Annotated in this window: 20 protein-coding genes; 11 read left to right on the top strand and 9 right to left on the bottom strand. The window is 73.5% G+C overall.

From position 1 onward, the window contains the following. The first annotated feature begins 90 nt into the window (after positions 1-90). Positions 91-792 (top strand): ACT domain-containing protein, encoded by a 702-nt coding sequence (locus tag C1I95_RS05250; protein ID WP_111212624.1) that lies wholly within the window; start codon positions 91-93, stop codon positions 790-792. A gap of 111 nt (positions 793-903) precedes the next feature. Then, complete coding sequence (locus C1I95_RS05245) at positions 904-1,965, top strand: GNAT family N-acetyltransferase (protein WP_111212623.1); 1,062 nt, start codon at positions 904-906, stop codon at positions 1,963-1,965. 171 nt (positions 1,966-2,136) lie between these two features. Here C1I95_RS05245 and C1I95_RS05240 read toward each other — a convergent pair whose 3' ends face one another. Together C1I95_RS05240 and C1I95_RS05235 are read right to left on the bottom strand one after the other, a co-directional pair. Further along, on the bottom strand, positions 2,137-2,331 hold the full coding sequence (locus C1I95_RS05240) for a DUF397 domain-containing protein (protein ID WP_111212622.1): 195 nt from the start codon (positions 2,329-2,331) through the stop codon (positions 2,137-2,139). Beyond that, positions 2,319-3,065, bottom strand: coding sequence for a DUF5753 domain-containing protein (locus tag C1I95_RS05235; RefSeq protein WP_111212621.1), 747 nt, complete (start codon positions 3,063-3,065; stop codon positions 2,319-2,321). The genes C1I95_RS05240 and C1I95_RS05235 overlap by 13 nt, the downstream gene beginning before the upstream one ends. A gap of 210 nt (positions 3,066-3,275) precedes the next feature. On the opposite strand from C1I95_RS05235, the gene C1I95_RS05230 reads away from it, so the two are divergent. Both C1I95_RS05230 and C1I95_RS35710 read left to right on the top strand, forming a co-directional pair. Then, positions 3,276-3,590: a hypothetical protein gene (locus C1I95_RS05230; protein ID WP_111212620.1), complete on the top strand. Its 315-nt coding sequence runs from the start codon at positions 3,276-3,278 to the stop codon at positions 3,588-3,590. After that, entirely contained in the window at positions 3,587-3,967 is a 381-nt protein-coding gene (locus C1I95_RS35710) for a hypothetical protein (RefSeq protein WP_199523616.1), read from the top strand. The genes C1I95_RS05230 and C1I95_RS35710 overlap by 4 nt, the downstream gene beginning before the upstream one ends. Here the strand turns inward: C1I95_RS35710 and C1I95_RS05220 are convergent. Then, a complete protein-coding gene (locus tag C1I95_RS05220; RefSeq protein ID WP_111212619.1) occupies positions 3,922-5,490 on the bottom strand; it encodes an aldehyde dehydrogenase family protein in 1,569 nt (522 codons plus the stop codon). The two genes, C1I95_RS35710 and C1I95_RS05220, sit on opposite strands and share 46 nt — an antisense overlap. Before the next feature lie 453 nt (positions 5,491-5,943). On the opposite strand from C1I95_RS05220, the gene C1I95_RS05215 reads away from it, so the two are divergent. The 4 genes from C1I95_RS05215 (at position 5,944) to C1I95_RS05195 (ending at position 11,714) form a co-directional block, all read left to right on the top strand. Next, positions 5,944-8,850 (top strand): glycoside hydrolase family 9 protein, encoded by a 2,907-nt coding sequence (locus C1I95_RS05215; RefSeq protein ID WP_111212618.1) that lies wholly within the window; start codon positions 5,944-5,946, stop codon positions 8,848-8,850. A gap of 149 nt (positions 8,851-8,999) precedes the next feature. Next, positions 9,000-9,524: a SigE family RNA polymerase sigma factor gene (locus C1I95_RS05210; protein ID WP_199523615.1), complete on the top strand. Its 525-nt coding sequence runs from the start codon at positions 9,000-9,002 to the stop codon at positions 9,522-9,524. Further along, positions 9,521-10,975 (top strand): WD40 repeat domain-containing protein, encoded by a 1,455-nt coding sequence (locus C1I95_RS05205; RefSeq protein WP_111212616.1) that lies wholly within the window; start codon positions 9,521-9,523, stop codon positions 10,973-10,975. The genes C1I95_RS05210 and C1I95_RS05205 overlap by 4 nt, the downstream gene beginning before the upstream one ends. Positions 10,976-11,222: 247 nt before the next feature. Beyond that, entirely contained in the window at positions 11,223-11,714 is a 492-nt protein-coding gene (locus tag C1I95_RS05195; protein ID WP_146605635.1) for a hypothetical protein, read from the top strand. A gap of 159 nt (positions 11,715-11,873) precedes the next feature. Here C1I95_RS05195 and C1I95_RS05190 read toward each other — a convergent pair whose 3' ends face one another. Genes C1I95_RS05190 through C1I95_RS35135 form a run of 4 tightly spaced genes read right to left on the bottom strand, consistent with a single transcriptional unit; the run spans position 11,874 to position 13,810 of the window. Continuing rightward, entirely contained in the window at positions 11,874-12,377 is a 504-nt protein-coding gene (locus tag C1I95_RS05190; RefSeq protein ID WP_111212614.1) for a GNAT family N-acetyltransferase, read from the bottom strand. Between the two features lie 5 nt (positions 12,378-12,382). Further along, positions 12,383-12,634 (bottom strand): biotin synthase auxiliary protein BsaP, encoded by a 252-nt coding sequence (gene bsaP / locus C1I95_RS05185; protein WP_111212613.1) that lies wholly within the window; start codon positions 12,632-12,634, stop codon positions 12,383-12,385. Then, positions 12,634-13,629, bottom strand: coding sequence for a biotin synthase BioB (gene bioB / locus C1I95_RS05180; protein WP_111212612.1), 996 nt, complete (start codon positions 13,627-13,629; stop codon positions 12,634-12,636). The genes bsaP and bioB overlap by 1 nt, the downstream gene beginning before the upstream one ends. Before the next feature lie 10 nt (positions 13,630-13,639). Beyond that, positions 13,640-13,810 (bottom strand): hypothetical protein, encoded by a 171-nt coding sequence (locus tag C1I95_RS35135; protein ID WP_158566294.1) that lies wholly within the window; start codon positions 13,808-13,810, stop codon positions 13,640-13,642. A 133-nt stretch (positions 13,811-13,943) separates the two neighbouring features. On the opposite strand from C1I95_RS35135, the gene C1I95_RS05175 reads away from it, so the two are divergent. Both C1I95_RS05175 and bioD read left to right on the top strand, forming a co-directional pair. Beyond that, positions 13,944-15,080, top strand: coding sequence for an 8-amino-7-oxononanoate synthase (locus C1I95_RS05175; protein ID WP_111212611.1), 1,137 nt, complete (start codon positions 13,944-13,946; stop codon positions 15,078-15,080). Then, positions 15,068-15,805: a dethiobiotin synthase gene (gene bioD / locus C1I95_RS05170; protein ID WP_111212610.1), complete on the top strand. Its 738-nt coding sequence runs from the start codon at positions 15,068-15,070 to the stop codon at positions 15,803-15,805. Before C1I95_RS05175 ends, bioD begins: the two co-directional genes overlap by 13 nt. Positions 15,806-15,838: 33 nt before the next feature. Here the strand turns inward: bioD and C1I95_RS05165 are convergent, their stop codons facing one another. Together C1I95_RS05165 and C1I95_RS05160 are read right to left on the bottom strand one after the other, a co-directional pair. Next, entirely contained in the window at positions 15,839-16,999 is a 1,161-nt protein-coding gene (locus tag C1I95_RS05165; protein ID WP_111212609.1) for a cytochrome P450, read from the bottom strand. A 9-nt stretch (positions 17,000-17,008) separates the two neighbouring features. Continuing rightward, positions 17,009-17,677, bottom strand: coding sequence for a class I SAM-dependent methyltransferase (locus C1I95_RS05160; RefSeq protein ID WP_111212608.1), 669 nt, complete (start codon positions 17,675-17,677; stop codon positions 17,009-17,011). A 180-nt stretch (positions 17,678-17,857) separates the two neighbouring features. On the opposite strand from C1I95_RS05160, the gene C1I95_RS05155 reads away from it, so the two are divergent. Then, complete coding sequence (locus tag C1I95_RS05155; protein ID WP_233513369.1) at positions 17,858-18,766, top strand: hypothetical protein; 909 nt, start codon at positions 17,858-17,860, stop codon at positions 18,764-18,766. Positions 18,767-18,795 lie beyond the last annotated feature (29 nt).

Below are 18,795 nucleotides of genomic sequence, written 5' to 3'. Positions count from 1 at the left end.
TGCCGCCGCAACAGGGACGAAATGGTCAACTGCCAGGCTGGGGACCAGCCTGCCGGCCACTGTGCCGGCCCGCCGAGCGGAGGGGTTCAGATGTTGCTGCGCGTTCGGGTCACCCTGCCGGACCGTCCAGGCACGCTCGGCCAGGTGGCCCGCACCCTCGGAGTGTCGGGCGCGGACATCGTCCAGGTGGTGGTGCTGGAACGCCTCGGCGGGCGCGCGGTCGACGACTTCACCGTGGTGTGGCCGGGCGCCGCGCGGGTGGAACGGCTGTTGGCCGGCCTGGCGGCCATCCCGGGGGTACGGGTGGACGGGGTCTGGCGGGCGATCGGCGCGCCCACCACCACCGGCCAGGACGCCGAGCTGCTGGCGCAGGTCGCGGCCAATCCGGCCGACGGGCTGGCCACCCTGGTCGACGCGGTGCCCGGGCTGCTCGCCGCCGAATGGGCGGTCGCCGCGGTGGTGCCGGTCGACTGGGCCTCCCGTACCGGTGGCGGCGGGGCGACGGTGGGGCATGCCAGCTGGCGTACGCCCGTACCGCCGCGGTTGCCGGAGGTGACCCCGCTGCGCGGCCGGTCGATGACCATGCCCGACGGTGGCCACTTCGCGGTCGCGCCGTTCGGCCGGGCCGGGCTGGTCCTGGTGGTGTCCCGCGAGCACAGCGAGACGCTCGCGCCGGCCGCGTTCCACGCCACCGAGGTGGACCGGCTGGCGCAGCTGGTCCGGGCCAGCGCGGTGATCCTCGGTGACCGCCTGGACCTGGTCGGCGCCCCGCCGGTGAGCGCCAACCCGTGACCGCGTCCCACCAGCTGTGACGCAGACCGCAGGGCTGGTCGCGGCCGGACACGGTGGGGCAACCGGCCGGCAACAGGGGCAGGCGATGGTGGCACGGGAAGGGAGGCAACGATGACGCTGTGGCGGATCCGAGCCACCGTGGACGACCGGCCGGGCTACCTGTCGGTGCTCACGGCGAGCCTCGCGTTGCGTGGAGTCAACATCCTCACCGTGCAGGTGCACACCACCGAGCGCGGTGCCGTCGACGACTTCCTCGTCGACGCGCCGGACACCCTCGACGAGGCGGACCTCATCGCCGCCGTGGAGCGGGGCCGGGGCCGGGACTGCTGGGTGGCGCGCAGCGAGGCGCGCGGCCTGGCCGACCAGCCCACCCGGGTGCTCGGGCTGGCCACCCGGCTGGTCCACGACCCGGACGCGACCGGGGAGGTGCTGCGCGCCCTGCTCGGTGCCGACGAGGTGACCTGGCGACCCGCGCCGGCCGTGGCCCGGTCCGGGATCGACGGCGCAACCATGCTGCTGGCCGACCCCAACGGCGGGTCGTACGCCCTGCACCGGGTCGCGCCGAGCTTCACCCCGGCGGAGTACGCGCGGGCGCAGGCGCTGCTGGAGTTGGGTGCCACCGCGGCCCGCCGGGCCGCCGAGCAGGTCACCGTGGTCCTGCCGGACGGTGCCGAGCTGACCGTCCGACCGGCGGTCGCGGACGACCTGGCGGCGGTGGTCGAGCTGCACGAGGGCTGCTCGGCACGCAGCCGTCAACGCCGCTACCTGGGCGGGGCGGTCCAGCCGTCGCCGGCCCGGCTGCGCCGGCTGCTGGAGCCGGCCCGCGGGCTGACCCTGGTCGCCACCACGACCGGCTCCGGCGGGGCGGCGGAGTCGGTCGTCGCGATGGCGAACCTGCTCGCCGAGGGCGACGAGGCCGAGCTGGCGCTGCTGGTACGCGACGACTGGCAGCGGCGCGGGCTGGGTTCGACGCTGTTGCGCCGGCTCACCCGGCAGGCCGAGTCGGCCGGCTACGCGGCGATGGTGCTGCACGTCCAGGCCGACAACGCGCCGATGCTGCGTACGCTGCGCCGGCTGTCCCGACCGACCACGGTCGAGCGGGACGGCGGGCTGCTGACCCTGACCGTGCCCCTGACGGCCGATGTGCCGATGCCGGCGGAGCGCACCGGCTGATCAGACGACCGGCCTCCGGTGCGGAGGACGGTGAGGTGGGCAGGGCTCCCGGTGCGGGTGCCCTGCCCATCGCCTGTCTCAGGTCGCCGGGTCGCGTTGGCTCGTCCGGGCGATCCGGCCGTGGAACACAGGAGCGCCCACCGGGCGTTCTCGGGTGTCTGTTGTGGTCGGTCAGGCCCGCTCGGTGAGGTGCGCGACGAACGCCTGCCACGCGGCGGGGCCGAAGGTCAGGGCCGGGCCGGTGGGGTCCTTCGAGTCCCGGACGCCGACGACGCCGGGCAGGTTGTCGGCGACCTCCACGCAGGCGCCGCCGTTGGAGCTGCTACGGGTGCTCTTGCGCCAGTGGGCGCCGGTCAGGTCAGCCATGCTCGCGCTCTCAGGAAGTCGATGGACTGGTTACGCGGAAGCGCTACCGACCTCACGGTATCCCAGACCGCCCAGAGTGGAGCAACGTCGTTGGTGATGCGCCCCTCGGCCTGGTCGTCCAGGTAGCCGACGTCGTCGCCGTCCGCCGTCGTGGCGATCACGAACGGCCCGGCCTGGCCCGGGTGCAGTCCGGCATCCTGCGGCAGTACGTGCACCATGAGGTTCGACCGCGCCGCCATCGTCACCAGGTGGTCGAGCTGCGGGCCCATGACCTGCGGGGCGCCTCGACGCAACGCGGCCTCGTCGATCACGAAGACCGCCAGCGGTGGTCGGGGCCGCTCGAAGACCGCCGCCTGCCGCTCCAGCCGGAGGACGACGTGGCTGTCGGTGTCGGCGCTCAGCGGCCCGCAGGCGAGCACGGCCCGCGCGTACGCCTCGGTCTGGAGCAGGCCCGGGATCACCGACGACTCGTACCAGCGCAGCCCGGCGGCTTCCCGCTCGATCTGCGGCCAGGGCAGGAACCACGCGGGTTCCTTCCGCCGCTGCGCCTCCGGCCAGAGGTCTTCCATGTCCCGCCGCAGGATCTCGGCCACGCGGGCACGATGGCGTGTCTGCGGTACCCGTCCCTGGCTCACCCACCGCGCGGCGGTCTTCGGGTCGACCCCCACCTGAGCTGCGAGGCTGTCGGCGGTCTCGCCAGCCTCTGCCATCGCCACCTGAACAGCCCGGTTCATCCCGCTCTCCAAACGCATCGTCCGGAATGTCTGCGGTACACACTCCTACGCGGTGTAACTGCACCGCAACCCTTGGCAAGGTCGTGTTCAGATGGCGCGTTCGGTGGAGGCCAATCCCCCTGGCCCGGCGGGCGCGTTCGTCCCGGGGGTCGCCGCTGGGCGAGCATCCACGGCGGCCACCGTTCCAGACCGGCGACGAAAGAGGCGCACATGTCCATCCAGGAGCCGACCGACACCCCGCCGCCGTCGCGCTGGTCGCCACCCGCCGGGCTCGGTGGGGAGGGGCTAGCCACGGTGGCGGTGGGGGACGTCATTCGGGTGCCCGAGGAGGCATACCTTCCCGGCACAGGGGAGCTGCTGCTCTATGTGGCCGAGGTGATCGGCCGGGCGGTCCAGCCGGACGGCCACGTCTGGGCCGAGGTGAACGGGCACGCGGTGAAGGGCGACGGGACGCTTCAGATCCGAAGCCGCTACGCGCGGGTGCGGGTGGACCGGGCCGAGATCGTCCCGAGCCGTGCCGGGTGATACGCCGCCGGCCCGACGGCACGCCGACGGTGGAGCCGGGTGTGTACCTGTTGACCCGGGACGCGAGCCCACAGTTCGTCAAGCCGATCACGGTTCGGGTGTTCCGCGAGCAGACCGACTGGCACCCGCCGTACGGCTGGACCTGGATCCAGTGCTACCAGCTCGACACGTACGGCGACGCAACAGCCAAGCGGCAGCTGTTCGTGATGCCCGATGGGCTACGCCGGATCGAGATCACCCCACTCCCGTACGCCCAACGCCGCCGCGCACGCCCTCGGCCGCGCGACCCGGGGCCATTCGATCCCGGACCGGGCGTGATCACGGGTGTGGGTCAGATGTGTGGTGGGAGGGCCGTCCAACCTGGGAAGTTGCCGTAGAGGCGGTCGTCGCCGCCGGTGGTGACCGCCTGCACCAGCAGGTCCCCGCCGACGAAGGCACCCTTCCAGGAGGCGCCCCGGCCGCCGAACGGCTCCGCCCGGTCGCCGCGGGAGCGGGGCTTGTTGATGCCCACCTTGAAGGCTTGCAGGTCGACGGCCAGCTTGGCCGCCTCGTCGGTGTCGTCGCAGGCCAGCGAGGCCACCAGCGCGCCGTTCGAGGCGTTCATCTGGGCCAGCAGCTCGTCGGTGGTGTCCACCACCACGATGGTGTCGACCGGTCCGAACGGCTCGGCGTGCATCAGCCGGGACCGGCCGGGCGGCGCGAGCAGCACCGACGGCGCGACGTACGCCGAGGTGTCCTGCCCGGGCAGGAACGGTGCGCCGTCGAGCTTGCCCCGGTACAGCGGGATGGCGCCGCCGCGTACCGCCTCGTCGACCTTGCGGCGCAGCTCGTCGGCCTTGGCTCCGCTGATCAGCGGGCCGAAGTCCAGCTCCGGCAGCGGGTCACCGGGCTGCCAGGTGTCGTCCACCGCCAGTGGATGGCCGAATCGGATCGATCGGACCACGGGCAGGTACATGTCGAGGAACTCGTCGACCAGGTCCCGCTGGACCACGAACCGCGGGTACGCGGTGCAGCGTTGCTTGCCGTACTCGAAGCCCTTCTTGAGGTGGGCGGCGAGCAGGTCCCACTGGGAGAAGTTCCAGACCCCCCAGGCGTTGAGGCCCTCCTGCTCGATGAAGTGGCGCTTGTCGGAGTCGAGCAGCGCGGCGGCCACCTTGCCGCCGTTGGAGCGCCCGCCGACGAACGCCACCGCGCCGATCTCCGGCGCCCGGACCAGGACCTCCGACAGTGCCTCGCCGCTGCCGGAGAGCAGGGTGACGGGCAGCCCGGCGCGGTGCAGCAAGGCGTGCGCCACGGTCAGGCACACCGCGCCGCCCTGCGACGGTGTCTTGGCGATGACCGCGTTGCCGGCCAGCAGCTGCACCAGCTCGGCGTGCACGAGCACGCTCATCGGGTAGTTCCACGAGGCGATGTTGCTGACCGGGCCGGGCAGCGGCTCGCGGCCGTCGGCGAGCATCCGGTCGATCTCGCCGACGTACCAGCGCACCCCGTCCAGGGCGCGGTCCACGTCGGCGCAGGCCAGTCGCCAGGGCTTGCCGATCTCCCAGACCAGCAGCAGGGCGAGCAGGTCGCGGTGGGCGGTGAGGGCGTCCAGGGCGTCGCCGACCCGGGCCTTGCGCTCGTCGAGCGGGGTGGCGGCCCAGTCGGCGTGGCTGGTCGCGGCGTGGGCGACCGCGGCGCGTGCGGTCTGCGCATCCAGGCGGGGCAGGTTGACCAGCACGGTGTTGTCTACCGGGGTGCGCACCGGCGTGGGTACGCCGCCCGCCCGCCACTGGCCGGAGAGCAGGTTGTGCAGCGTGGTGACGCCGTCGACCGGCTGGTCGAACGCCTCCGGGGTGGCGGCCACCGCCCGGGCGAGGGTGTCGGACCAGGAGGTGCCGTCGGCGAGTCGTAGAGCCATCGCGATCTCCTCAGGGTGGGCGGGAGAGCGGCGGCATCGACGGCGCCGCCAGGTGTCGCGTACTGTCGCGCGCCGCGCAGCGCAGCGGCAACAGCACGTTCCGTATTGCAGGACGCCCGGCCCTGCTCTCTCCTCTGTGGAGGTGGGTCGCGAGTCGCGCCGGATCCAGTCTCACCTGCGGGTTTTGCAGCTATCAAATCGAACATCATCGATAATGTGATGAACGCCCCGTTGTTACTGGTGGGTACGGAAGGCGTTACCCGGCGGTTCGACGGCACCTGCCCGGCGGAGGCTCGGACTTCCCAAACCGGCGGCCGGCGGATTACATTGCTGATTATCCATGGGAGCGCTCCCGGTCCTGCTGGAGCCGCCTCGCCACCACCACCCGGCAGCCGTCCGAACCGACGCGGCACGCGTCGGTGCTGCCTGCCACGCACCGACAGGAGCAGCCACATGCACCACACCAGACGGCCGGGCCGCGCCCGTCACGATCAGCCCTGGCCGCGCCGCCTGCTGGCCGCCGGCACGGCACTCGCCGCCGCGCTCGCCCTCGCGGCCGGCGCACCCGCGACCGGGGCCGCCGCCGCACCGACCTCCGAGGCCGCCGCCCCGGCTGCTGCGGCCAACTTCAACTACGCCGAGGCGCTTCAGAAGTCCCTGCTGTTCTACGAGGCGCAGCAGTCCGGCCGGTTGCCGGACTGGAACCGGGTCTCGTGGCGCGGCGCCTCGGCCCTGCGCGACGGTGCCGACGTCGGGCTCGACCTCACCGGCGGCTGGTACGACGCCGGCGACCACGTGAAGTTCGGCTTCCCGATGGCGTTCAGCGCCACCATGCTCGCCTGGGGCGCGGTCGAGTACCGGGCCGGGTACGCCGCCTCCGGTCAGCTCACCCACCTGCTGAACAACCTGCGCTACGTCAACGACTACTTCATCAAGGCGCACCCGTCCCCGAACGTCCTCTACGGACAGGTGGGCAAGGGCGACGACGACCACAAGTGGTGGGGGCCGGCCGAGGTGATGCCGATGGCGCGGCCCGCGTACAAGATCGATGCGAGCTGTGGTGGCGCGGACCTGGCGGGGGAGACGGCGGCGGCAATGGCCGCATCGTCGATGGTCTTCCGGCCCACCGACGCCGCGTACGCCGACCGGCTGCTCACCCACGCCCGGCAGCTCTACACCTTCGCCGACACGGTGCGGCGCAGCTACCACGAGTGCATCACCGACGCGACCAGCTTCTACCGCTCCTGGAGCGGGTGGCAGGACGAACTGGTCTGGGGCGCGATCTGGCTGTACCGGGCCACCGGCGACGCCGCGTACCTGACCAAGGCGGAGAGCGAGTACGACCGGCTCGGCACCGAGCCGCAGACCACCACCCGCTCCTACAAGTGGACCGTCGCCTGGGACAACAAGCAGTTCGGGGCGTACGTGCTGCTGGCCAACCTGACCGGGAAGCAGAAGTACGTCGACGACGCCAATCGGTGGTTGGACTACTGGACCGTCGGGGTGGGCGGGGAGCGGGTCCGGTACTCGCCCGGCGGCATGGCCGTGCTCGACTCGTGGGGCGCGCTGCGCTACGCCGCCAACACGGCGTTCGCCGCGCTGGTCTACAGCGACAAGATCACCGACACGACCCGCAAGACGCGCTACCACGACTTCGCCGTCCGGCAGATCAACTACGCGCTCGGCGACAACCCGCGCAACTCCAGCTACGTGATCGGCTTCGGCAACAATCCGCCGCGCAACCCGCACCACCGCACCGCGCACGGCTCCTGGTGGGACAACATGACCGTGCCCACCGAGACCCGGCACACCCTCTACGGCGCGCTGGTCGGCGGACCGTCGTCACCGAACGACGCGTACACCGACAGCCGGTCGGACTACGTGATGAACGAGGTCGCCACCGACTACAACGCCGGCTTCACCTCCGCGCTGGCCCGGCTGATCCAGGAGTACGGCGGCACCCCGCTGGCCAACTTCCCGGTGCCCGAGCGGCCCGACATCGACGAGTTGACCGTGGAGACCACGGTCATGCAGAACGAGCCACGGGCCACCGGGCTCAAAGTGATGATCTACAACAAGTCGGCGTTCCCGGCGCGGGCGCTGACCGACGCGAAGTTCCGCTACTACTTCCGCCCCGACGGCACCGGCCCGGTGCAGGTCACCCCCGGCTACACCCAGGGCTGCCCGGCACCGACCACCGCCCGCCAGGCCGGCGGTGACCTCTGGTACGTCGAGGTCGACTGCACCGGCTACACCATCGCCCCCGCCGGGCAGTCGCAGCACCGGATGGAGGTGCAGTTCAAGGTCGGCGTACCCGAAGGCGGCACCTGGAACCCGGCGAACGACCCGTCGTACCAGGCGACCGCCGGCCCGAACCGCAACGTGCCCCTCTACGCCGGCGGAACCCGGGTGTGGGGCTCGGAGCCCACGACCACCCCGGACACCACCCCGCCGACCATCCCCGGCACCCCGGTGGCGACCGCGGTCAGCGCCACCTCGGTGAGCCTGACCTGGACGGCGTCCACCGACAGCGGCAGCGGGCTGGACCGGTACGTGGTCAGCGAGTACATGCTCGGCAGCGACGTGGTCGTCCAGCGGGACGCCACCACCAACTCGTTGGTCGTCACCCCACTCCTACCAGCCCGGACGTACGAGTTCCAGGTGCGGGCCGTGGACCGGGCCGGTAACAGCTCGCCCTCGTCGGCGAAGCTGACCGTGACCACCCCCGCGGCCGACACCGGGGACACCGTCCCGCCGAGCACGCCCGGGCCGCTGACCGTCTCGGCGGTCACCGCGACCGGGGCGACGCTCAGCTGGGGGCCGTCGACCGACAACGTGGGCGTCACCGGGTACCGGATCTACCGTGGCCCCGGTCTGACCGACGTCCTGGTCGCCACGGTCACCGGCACCACGTACACGGTTACCGGGTTGAGCCCGCAGACCACGTACCAGTTCCACGTGGTGGCGATCGACGCGGCCGGCAACGCCTCGCCGCCCTCGGCGAAGGTGTCGGTGACCACCTCGGCGCCGCCGCCCAGCTCACCCTGCCGGGTGGACTGGAGCAGCAACGACTGGGGCACCGGCTTCACCGCGAACATCACGATCACCAACACCGGTACCACGGCGCTCAACGGCTGGACGCTGGCGTTCACCTTCCCGACCACCTCGCAGCGGGTGGGCCAGGGCTGGTCGGCCACCTTCCAGCAGACCGGTGCGGCGGTGACCGCGACGAACCTGTCCTACAACGGCACGCTCGCGCCGGGCGCGTCCACGAGCATCGGCTTCAACGGTACGTACACCGGCAGCAACCCCAGGCCGGCGAGCTTCACGCTCAACGGCTCCACCTGCACCGTCTCCTGACGGACGCACCGTCTCGGCAGGGCGCCTCGCCAGATGGCGGGGCGCCCTGCCCGGTCCACGCCGGCCGGGCACCTGCCCTCTACCGGTTACGGTGACCGTCCCCCACCCGAAAGACCCGGGACGGGCGTGTTGGTGGTCGGGAGGTGGGCGTGGACGGGGAAGAGTCGTTCCGGGCGTACGTCGCCGGACGGATCGCGGCGCTGTCCCGGGCGGCATGGCTGCTGACCGGTGACCGGCACCAGGCCGAGGACCTGGTGCAGCTGACACTGGTGCGGGTCGCCCGGCACTGGGAGCGGGTCTGCGCGGCCGGCGACCCGGAACCGTACGTGCGGCGGACGATGTACAGCCAGCACGTCTCGCTGTGGCGACGCCGCTGGCGGGGCGTCGACCTTCGCGCGGACCCGCCGGAGCAGACGATGCCGGACGGCACCGCCGGTGTCGCCCAGGCACTGGTCGTCCGGGCGGCGCTGGCTCGGCTGGCCCCGCGCCAACGTGCGGTGCTCGTGCTGCGGTTCTTCGAGGATCTCACCGAGGTCGAAGCCGCCGCCGCACTCGGTTGCTCGGTGTCCACGGTGAAGAGCCAGACCCGCGACGCGCTGGCCCGGCTGCGCGCCCACGCCCCCGAACTGGCCGAACTGGTCGGCATCGGCGCTGCGGCAGGGGAGGAACGGTGAGCGAGGATCTGCGTACCGCGCTGCGTGAGCTGGGTGAGCGGATGCCGGCGGCCCGGCTGGCGAGTGACCCCTGGCTGGTCGGCCGGCGTCAGCGGCGGCGCGCGGCACGACGTACCGGCGTCGCGGCTCTGGTTGCCGTCCTGGTCAGTGTGCTCGGCGTCGCCGCGGCACTGGGTGGATCGGGGGCCGGAACGATGCCGGCGGCGGCCGGCGAGGGCGTGCCGGAGCGGATCAGCCTGCCCTGGATGTGGCAGGCGACCGTCGAGCAGGACCCGCCCGGACCGGCGTCGGTGCTGTTCGGCGGCGGTGGGCTCGGACTTCGGGGAAGCGACTTCGTGGACCACGAGGGCAAGATCGCCGTGGTCGGCCGGGGCGGCGACTACCGGATGCTGCTCTACGGCGGCACCGAGAGCAGTGCCGGCGACGACGTGCAGCTCTCCCCGGACGGCCGGTACGTCGCCGACGGCACCCTGGGCCCGCCCTGGTTGACCGTGACCGACCTGACCGACGGCAGTCGGCGGGGCTTCAGCGGACCGACGAAGGACAGCGAGGGCACTCCGGTCGCCTGGTCCCGCGACGGCGCCTCGCTGCTCGTCCTGGAATACGGCTACGAGCCGCGTCGCTCTGACGCCGACGGGCAAGCCGCCCGGCTGACCCTGCTGGAGTTGGCCACCGGTGCCACCCGGACCCTCCTCGACGACCTCGGTGACCGGTGGAAACTGCGTACCGCCTCGGTTGCGGCCTTCTCGCCGGACGGGTCCCGGATCGCCGCGACCGCCGGAGATCGGCTGAGCCTGCTCGACCGCGACGGCCGGACGCTCTGGTCCCGTGATCTCGGGCCGCGGCGCAAGCTTGCCGGCAGTGGAGCATTTACCGCCGACGGGTCCCGGATCGCCGTCGCCGACCTGGACGGCTGCCTGTCCGGCTGCGACTCCGCCGCCCTGGCGGCGCGTACCTGGACGGTGACCTGGCTCGACGCGGCGACCGGCCAGGACGTCGCCGGGCCGACCCTCACCCCAGTGCGGGGGCAGGCGTTGCGCGCGCTGGGCTGGCGGCTCGGCACCGACCTGGTGGCTGTGCGGTACGAAGCGGATCCGGGCAACGGCATGCGCGAAGGCGACTACTGGAACGACACCGGCTACTGGGAGAGCGGGCGTGTGCAACTGATCGCGTTGCGCCCGGACGGAGCCACCGAGGTCCTGCTCGACCCGCCGGACGAGGTGTGGTCCCTGGACGTGGCCCGGGACCTGCTGGAGGCCGGTGCGTTCGGCGCCCCGGCGACCGAGCCACGCCCGTTTCCGGCCCGGCCGATCATCCTGCTGGTGGCGGTGCCGTTGGCCCTGCCGGTCGTGATCGTCGTGGGCGTCCTGCTGCTGTGGCGGCGCCATCGTCGTTGGCTGCGGATGATCCGCTCCACCCCACCGATGACTGATCCTCCCTGGCCGACCTGAGCCGGTTGGTCAGTCGGGCAGTTCGTCGGCGAGGAGGTCCATCAGCAGGCCGTCGTGCCAGCAGCCGTCCGCGCCGCGCTGGTAGCGGCGCAGCACGCCGACCGGCCGGAAGCCCACCTTCGCTGTATGCCCGGGTTGCGGTTGCACGTGCCGGCGCCGTCGGCGAGCGCGGCTAGTTACTAGGCTGCTGTGCGTACCGCCCGAAAGCGGCCACAGCGCATGGGGGCCGAGTGGAATGAGCGCCGACGTGAAGCGTCGCAAGGGCCTGCCGATGGTGCTCGTCGCCGGCGCGGTGCTGGCCGTGGTCGCCCTCGCCACCTGGGGTCTGACGGCCGCGCGCGGCGGGGGCCCGTCCGGCGAGCAGGAGGTCGCCAGCGAAGGCGTACGGATCTCGGTGCCGGCGGCGTGGCCGCGCAACGCCCTCAGGTGCGGAACGCCGGTGGAGGACACCTACATCGTGGACCTCGACGTGATCGCGGGCTGCGCGCTGATGCCGGTGCCCCGCGTCGACTATGCCGAAATCAGGCGCTCCGCGGATGTCGCGAGCGATCCGGTGGCGACGATCGCGACCGAGGAGGGCGACGCGGCCGGCCACCCCGTACGGCGGGGCGCAGAAGTGCTGCCGGACGGCCGGGCGCGGCGGGTGGTGGTGGTTCCCGAGCGGCAGGTCGTCGTCATCGCCGTCGCCGACGATCCGGCGCTCGCCGACGCGATCGCCGACTCGCTCCGGGTCGACTGACCCGGCCGGAACCCACCCCGCTCCGACGGCGACGAAACCCCAACCGACCCACGCGGCGTCGGCCCCGGTCTCCACCAACTCGTGCAGCGGAGATCTTGGACAGTTTCCGTTAGCGCGCTAACGGAAACTGTCCAAGATTGAGCCCAGCTGGTGAGCGGTTCAGCGCAATTCGTCGGCGAGGAGGTCCATCAGCAGGCCGTCGTGCCAGCGGCCGTCCTCGCCGCGCTCGTAGCGGCGCAGCACGCCGACCGGCCGGAAGCCGACCTTCGCGTACGCCCGGATCGCGGCGGTGTTCGCCGCCGCCGGGTCGATGGTGAACCGGTGGTGCCCGTGGGCGTCGATCAGATGCCGGACGAGGGTACGGATCGCGTCCCGGCCGAGCCCGGCGCCGCGTACCGACGGGTCGAGGAAGATGTCGATGCTCGCGTGCCGGTAGTCCGGATCGTCCTCGGCGTACCACTGGATCGCGCCTATCACCCGGCCGTGGTGCTCGACGGCGTACACCGTCGTGCTCTCGTCGGCGAGGTCGGCCGTGACCGCGGCGGCCAGGTCGTCGCCGCCGCGCCACCAGCGGCGTACCTCCGGTTCGGCGCGGATCGCCGCGAGGGCCGGCACGTCCGCGGCCGTCGCCGGCCGCAGGGTCACCGTCTCGCCTCGCAGCATCGCGCTCAGCCTCGCAGCTCGCCGTGCTCGACGCAGACCGCCGACCAGCCGACCGGCAGCACCTGCACCTTCATCCGGCGGCGGCAGTGCGCGCAGTACCGGGGCGGCTCCAGCGCCCGCGCTGCGGCGCACCCCACGTGCGGCCCGGTCGCCGCAGCTTCCCCGCACCGGTCGCACCACGGCCCGCCCGCCGTCGGCGCGGTCTGCCCGCGCCCGGGTCGGCTGGCGGCGTCCGCCGCGCGCTCGCCGGTCGGCATCACAGCGTCGCCGAGAGCGCCTTGACCGGCATCTTCAGGTCGTCGAGCAGCTTCAGGTCGTCGGTCGCCGGCCGGCCGAGGGTGGTCAGGTAGTTACCGACGATCACCGCGTTGATGCCGCCGAGCAGCCCGTCGCGGGTGCCGAGGTCGCCTAGGGTGATCTCGCGGCCACCCGCGTACCGCAGGATGGTGCGCGGCATGGCCAGCCGGAACGCGGCGATGGCCCGCAGCGCGTCCTTGCCCTCGACCACCGGGCGGTCGCCCAGCGGGGTGCCGGGGCGGGGGTTGAGGAAGTTCAGCGGCACCTCGTGCGGGTCCAGCTCGGCCAGCTGGGCGGCGAACTCGGCCCGCTGCTCCACCGTCTCGCCGAGGCCGAGGATGCCGCCGCAGCAGACCTCCATGCCGGATTCGCGGACCATCCGCAGGGTCTCCCAGCGCTCCTCCCAGGAGTGCGTGGTGACCACGTTCGGGAAGTACGACCGGCAGGTCTCCAGGTTGTGGTTGTAGCGGTGCACACCCATCTCGACCAGTTCGTCGACCTGCTCCTGGGTAAGCATGCCCAGCGAGGCGGCGACCTGGATGTCGACCTCCGCCTTGATCGCGGCGACGCCCTCGCGCATCTGCTTCATCAGCCGGGCGTCCGGGCCGCGCACGGCGGCCACGATGCAGAACTCGGTCGCCCCGGTCTCGGCGGTCTGCTTGGCCGCCTTGACCAGCGAGGGGATGTCCAGCCAGACCGACCGTACCGGCGAGGTGAACAGGCCGGACTGCGAGCAGAAGTGGCAGTCTTCCGGGCAGCCGCCGGTCTTCAGCGAGACGATGCCCTCGACCTCGACCTCCGGGCCGCACCAACGCATCCGCACCTCGTGGGCGAGCTGGAGGGCGGCGGGCAGGTGCTCGTCGGGCAGGTTCAGCACGGCGAGGACGCCGGCCTCGTCGAGGCCGACGCCGTTCTCCAGCACCTGGGTCCGGGCCTGGTCGAGGATCTCTGGCATGGCTCGTACCCTACAAGGCCCTCTGACCGCGAGAAACGGGCTCCGGGTCCGGTGTGGGCCGGCCGTCGAGCAGCAGTGTGCGGGTCAGCGGTGGCGCGGTCGGATCGGCGGCGGCCAGCAACAAGGCACTCTCGATGGCGCGGCGCAGCAGCGCGGCGGCCCAGCGTGTCGGGATTCGCACCGGCTGAGCGTTCTAGTTCAACCGAGGTTGAGGTCAAGCCCGGAGTGGGTCCGCCGGGGGCCCCACCGGCGGGTGGTAGTTTCGCCCCGCGGAAGGGCCGGACGGGCGACGGTCGGCGCGGAAGGGACGTACGGTGGCGGACTGGCTGGCGGCGCTGGACCGCCGCGCCGAGCTGCGGGCGAAGGCGGGACTGACCCGCCGGCTGCACCCGCGCGACGCCGGCGACGCCGTGGTCGACCTGGCCGGCAACGACTACCTGGGTCTGGCCACGCATCCCGAGGTGGTCGCCGCCGCGGCGCGGGCGCTGTCCGCGTACGGGCTGGGGGCGACCGGGTCGCGGCTGGTCCGCGGCTCCACGGACGCCCACCACGCGCTTGAGGACAGCCTCGCCGGCTGGCTCGGCACCGACCGGGCGCTGGTCTTCTCCTCCGGGTACCTGGCCAACGTCGGCGCGGTCCGCGCGCTGGTGCGGCCCCGCACGCTGCTGGTTTCCGACGCGCACAACCACGCCTCGCTGATCGACGGGTGCCGCATCTCCGGGGCGGAGACCGTGGTCACCCCGCACGCCGACGTGGCGGCGGTCGCGGCGGCCCTCGCGGCCGCGCCCGGCCGCCCGGCGGTGGTGGTCACCGAGTCGGTCTTCTCCGTCGACGGCGACCTGGCCCCGCTGGCGCGGCTGCACGCCACCGCCCGCGAGCACGGGGCGCTGCTGCTGGTCGACGACGCGCACGCCCTCGGCGTGACCGGACCGGCCGGGGCCGGCGCGGTGGCCGCCGCCGGGCTGGCCGGCGAGCCCGACGTGGTGGTCACCGCCACCCTGTCCAAGGCGCTCGGCGGTGCCGGCGGTGTGGTCGCCGGCCCGGCCGAGTTCGTCCGGCACCTGGTGGAGACCGCCCGGACCTTCATCTACGACACCGCCCTACCGCCGGCGGTAGCGGCCGGGGTGCGCGCCGCCGTCGGGCTGGCCCGGGCCGGCGACGACCTGCGTCAGGAGTTGGCCGAGCGGGCCGACCTGGTGGTGCGCCGGCTGCGGGCCGCCGGCCTCGGCGTCTCCGCGCCCGACGCCGCCGTCGTCTCGGTCACCGCCCCGGGGCCCGAGGCGGCGACCGCCTGGGCCACCGCCTGCCGGGACCGGGGCGTGGCAGTCGGCTGCTTCCGCCCGCCCTCCACCCCGGACAGCCGCTCCCGGCTGCGGCTGACCATCAGCGCGGGGGTGCCACGGGCGGACTTCGAACGCGCCCTGGAGGTCATCGTGGAATGTGCGCCGTGACGGATCAGTGGCGGGGACCGGTGCTGGTCACCGGGACCGACACCGAGGTCGGCAAGACGGTGGTGACCGCGGCGATCGCGGCCGCCGCGCAGGCGGCCGGGCTGCGGGTCGCGGTGGTCAAACCCGGCCAGACCGGTACGGCCACCGGCGAGCCCACCGACGTCGAGGCGGTCACCCGGCTGGCCGCCCCGATGACCGGCCGGACCCTGGCCAGCTTCCCCGACCCGCTCGCTCCACTGGCCGCCGCCCGGGTGGCCGAGCTGCCGCCGCTGGAGCTGTACAACGCCGTGGACGCCGTCCGCGAGGAGGCCGACAAGCACGACCTGGTGCTGGTCGAGGGGGCCGGCGGGCTGCTCGTACCGATGGGGTTGCGGCCGTCCGGGGAGCCCTGGACGGTGGCCGACCTGGCCGTGTCGCTGGGTGCCCCGGCGGTGGTGGTGGCCCGCGCCGGGCTCGGCACCCTCAACCACACGGCGCTCACCCTGGAGGCGCTCGACCGGCGGGCGGTGCCGGCCGGCGTGGTGATCGGCGCCTGGCCGGCCGACCCCGAGCTGGTGCACTGGGCCAACCTGAGCGACCTGCTGCCGAACCTGCTCGGCGCGCTGCCGGCCGGTGCCGGGGCGATGGACCCGGGAGTGTTCCGGCGGTCCGCGCCGGGCTGGCTGACCCCGGCGCTGTACGGCGTGCTCGACGACTGGCGCGCCTGGGCCGAGGAGATCAGCTGAGCAGCTGACATTCGTCGGTGTCCGGGCTGCCGGTCAGCGGCGGACGACGAAGGCGTCGGGCATCCGGAAGGTGAGGTTGTCCGGGCAGCGGGGCGGGCGGACCACGCGCACCCCGGCCAGCAGTGGCGCGACCTCCGCCACCACCGTCGCGGCCTCCATCCGGGCGAGTTGGTCGCCGACGCAGCGGTGTACGCCCGCCCCGAAGGCCAGGTGCCGGCGTGACCCGCGCTGCCCCGGTCGGAACTCGTCCGGCGAGTCGACCGTGACCGGGTCCCGGCCGGCGCGGGCCAGCCACAGCACCACGCTGGTGCCCGCCGCCACCGGCGTACCGCCCAGCGTGGTGTCCACCGCGGCGATCCGCCGCCAGGTGACGATCGGCGGCTCCAGCCGCAGCCCCTCCTCGACCACGTCGGCGACCGCCACCGAGCCGTTCCGCAGCCCGGCGAGTATCGCCGGCTCGCCGGTGAGCCGGTGCATCAGCAGGGTGAGGAACTGCGAGGTGGTCTCCTGGCCGGCGACCAGCAGGAAGAACAGCGCGCCGACCAGCACGTCGGGCGAGTGCCCGGCGGCCCGCAGCGACCCGGCCAGCCCGCCGCCGGTGGCCGCGAAGTCCCGCAGCAGCTGATGGAAAAGGCCCACCTCGGTGGCGAGGGTCTGCTGCCGGTCGGCGTCCAGCGGGGCCCAGAACAGTTCCAGCGCCGCGCGGGCGAAGCCCTTCACCGCCGCGACCGGCGCGTCGGGCAGTTCGACCAGCCGGGCCAGGACCAGCAGCGGCAGGTCGGCGGCGAGTTCGGCGTGCAGGTCCACCGGCTCGCCGGCGTCCAGCCGGACGCTCAGGTCGGCCACCCGCCGCCGGACCAGCGCGGCCAGCCAGTCCCGCTGGGCGGCCACCCGCGTCGGGTGCAGGGCGTCGGCGACCAGCGCGCGGATCTCCGGGTGGCTGGCGCCGCCGTTGTTGGCCAGCGTCGGCGGCAGCCGGAACCGGTGCGCGGCGAGCACCCGCAGTGCGGCCACCGGCATCGGGGTGACCGCGTCCAGGGCGTTGTCCGGCCGGTACGTCCCGGGGTCGGTGAGCACCTGCCGGACCAGCGCGTGCCGGGTCACCAGCAGGTGTTCGACACCCACGTGGTCGGCGACGGGGGCCACGTCCGGCCACCGGGCCTGCGGGGCCTGCTCCCAGCTGCGGAACAGCACGGCGTCACGCTAACCGGCCGCCTTCGGCTGCCCGGCGCGCAGCTGCCACACCGTGGTGCGCTTCACCCGTACGCTCTCCAGCGCCTCGCTGACCGGCACGTCGTAGCCGGCGAGTTCGTCGAAGCGGTCCCGGGGCAGGAAGGCCCGACCGGGATCGCCGACCAGCACCCGCGCCCCGGAGCGGGCGGCGCGCAGCAGGAACCGCAGCACCCGGTTGGCCATCACCTGGCTGTAGAACACGTCACCGGCGAGGATCACCTCGGCGTCGCCGGCGTCGCCGTCGAGGATGTCGCCGAGTTCGGCGTCCACGCGTACCCCGTTGGCCTCGGCGTTCAGCGCGACCGCGGCGACGGCCAGTTCGTCGACCTCCACCGCGCGGACGGTGGCCGCGCCGGCCCGGGCGGCGGCGATGGCCACCAGGCCGGAGCCGGAGGCCAGGTCGAGCACCCGGCGACCGGCGACCAGCTGCGGGTGGTCGGTGACGTACCGGGCCAGGCCCTGACCGCCGGCCCAGGCGAAGGCCCAGAACGGCGGTGGCTGGTCGCTGCGGAACTCGCCCTCGGTCAGCTCCCACAAGCCGATCGGCTCGTCCGCCTGGTGCAGCCGCACCTCGGGTACGAAGGCGACGGGCGCGAGCCGGGCGTGCAGCCGGACGAAGGCGGTGGAGAGCGCGGACACGTCGGTGATTGTCCACCGCCCGGCCCGACGGCGTGTCGCGGGGAGGCCGCGATCGGTTCAATACCGTACGTGAAATGGGGCATCTTGCTTGACGGTTCGTGCGAACACGCCCGTCTACCCGGTGGCCTCCGCCGCTCCTAGCGTTGCCAATGGAGGCGACCAACGGGAGGACGGATCGTGATGAGGCTGTGGCGGAGCACGCTACGGATCGGGGTGGCGCTGGCATGTCTCACCGGGGTGGACGTCGCCATGGCCACACCGGCGCACGCGGCGTTCGCCACCGAGCTCAGCGGACTGCCGGACCAGTTCACCGCCGGGGGACGGGTGGCGACGGTCTCCGCCGTGGTGTCCCGCTCGGACCAGGGCGACTGCATCAAGGTCCGCTGGTCGATGGTGCTCGGCGTGCAGGGGCTGCGGCTGGACCAGGTCCGGGTGGACCGGATCGAGGAGACCGGGTCGTTTCCAGTGGAGGTCCGGATCGACGGTGACGTGGCCCGGTTGACCGACCGCCAGCTCGATCCGGGCACGCTCTGCCCGGGCCGTACGGTGACCGCCCAGTACCGGATCGCCTTCACCGGGGACGTCGGCCGGGGGCGGGTCAGCCTCGCCGCCGAGGCGTACGACGTGAACCTGCAACTGCTGTCCCGCCAGACGGCGACGCGGGCGGTGGTCGGCCGGGGCGCGGCGGCCCGACCCACCACGCCGACACCGACGCCGACACCGGTGCCGACCGTCGACCCGACCGAGGAGCCGGTGGAGGTCCCGACGGTGGATCCGGCCGACGAGGACAGCGACCTCGCCGACGACGAGGGGTACGCCGGCGGGACGGTCGATCCGCCGGCCGCCGGCGCGGCCGGCAACCAGGTCTCGCAGACCGGTGCCGGTATCGGCCTGACCGAGGCCGCCTTCCTGCTCGGCGGTCTGCTGCTCTTCCTCGGGGTCGGGCTGTTGCTGCGGTTGCGGCAACTGACCCGCGAACCCGACCCGGCCGAAGCCGGTGCCGCGACCGCTGGACGCTGGGAGCGGCAGCCCAGCCGGCGGTCGCAGTGGCGGACCGTGCCCCGCGACGGTGGTTACCCGCTGAACTGACCGGCGGCGGCAGTCGCCGGGTCGGCGGC

It is taken from the genome of Micromonospora craterilacus (assembly GCF_003236315.1).
In the GTDB taxonomy this organism is placed as follows: Bacteria; Actinomycetota; Actinomycetes; order Mycobacteriales; family Micromonosporaceae; genus Micromonospora; species Micromonospora craterilacus.
This window is presented reverse-complemented; position numbering and strand designations above follow the sequence as displayed.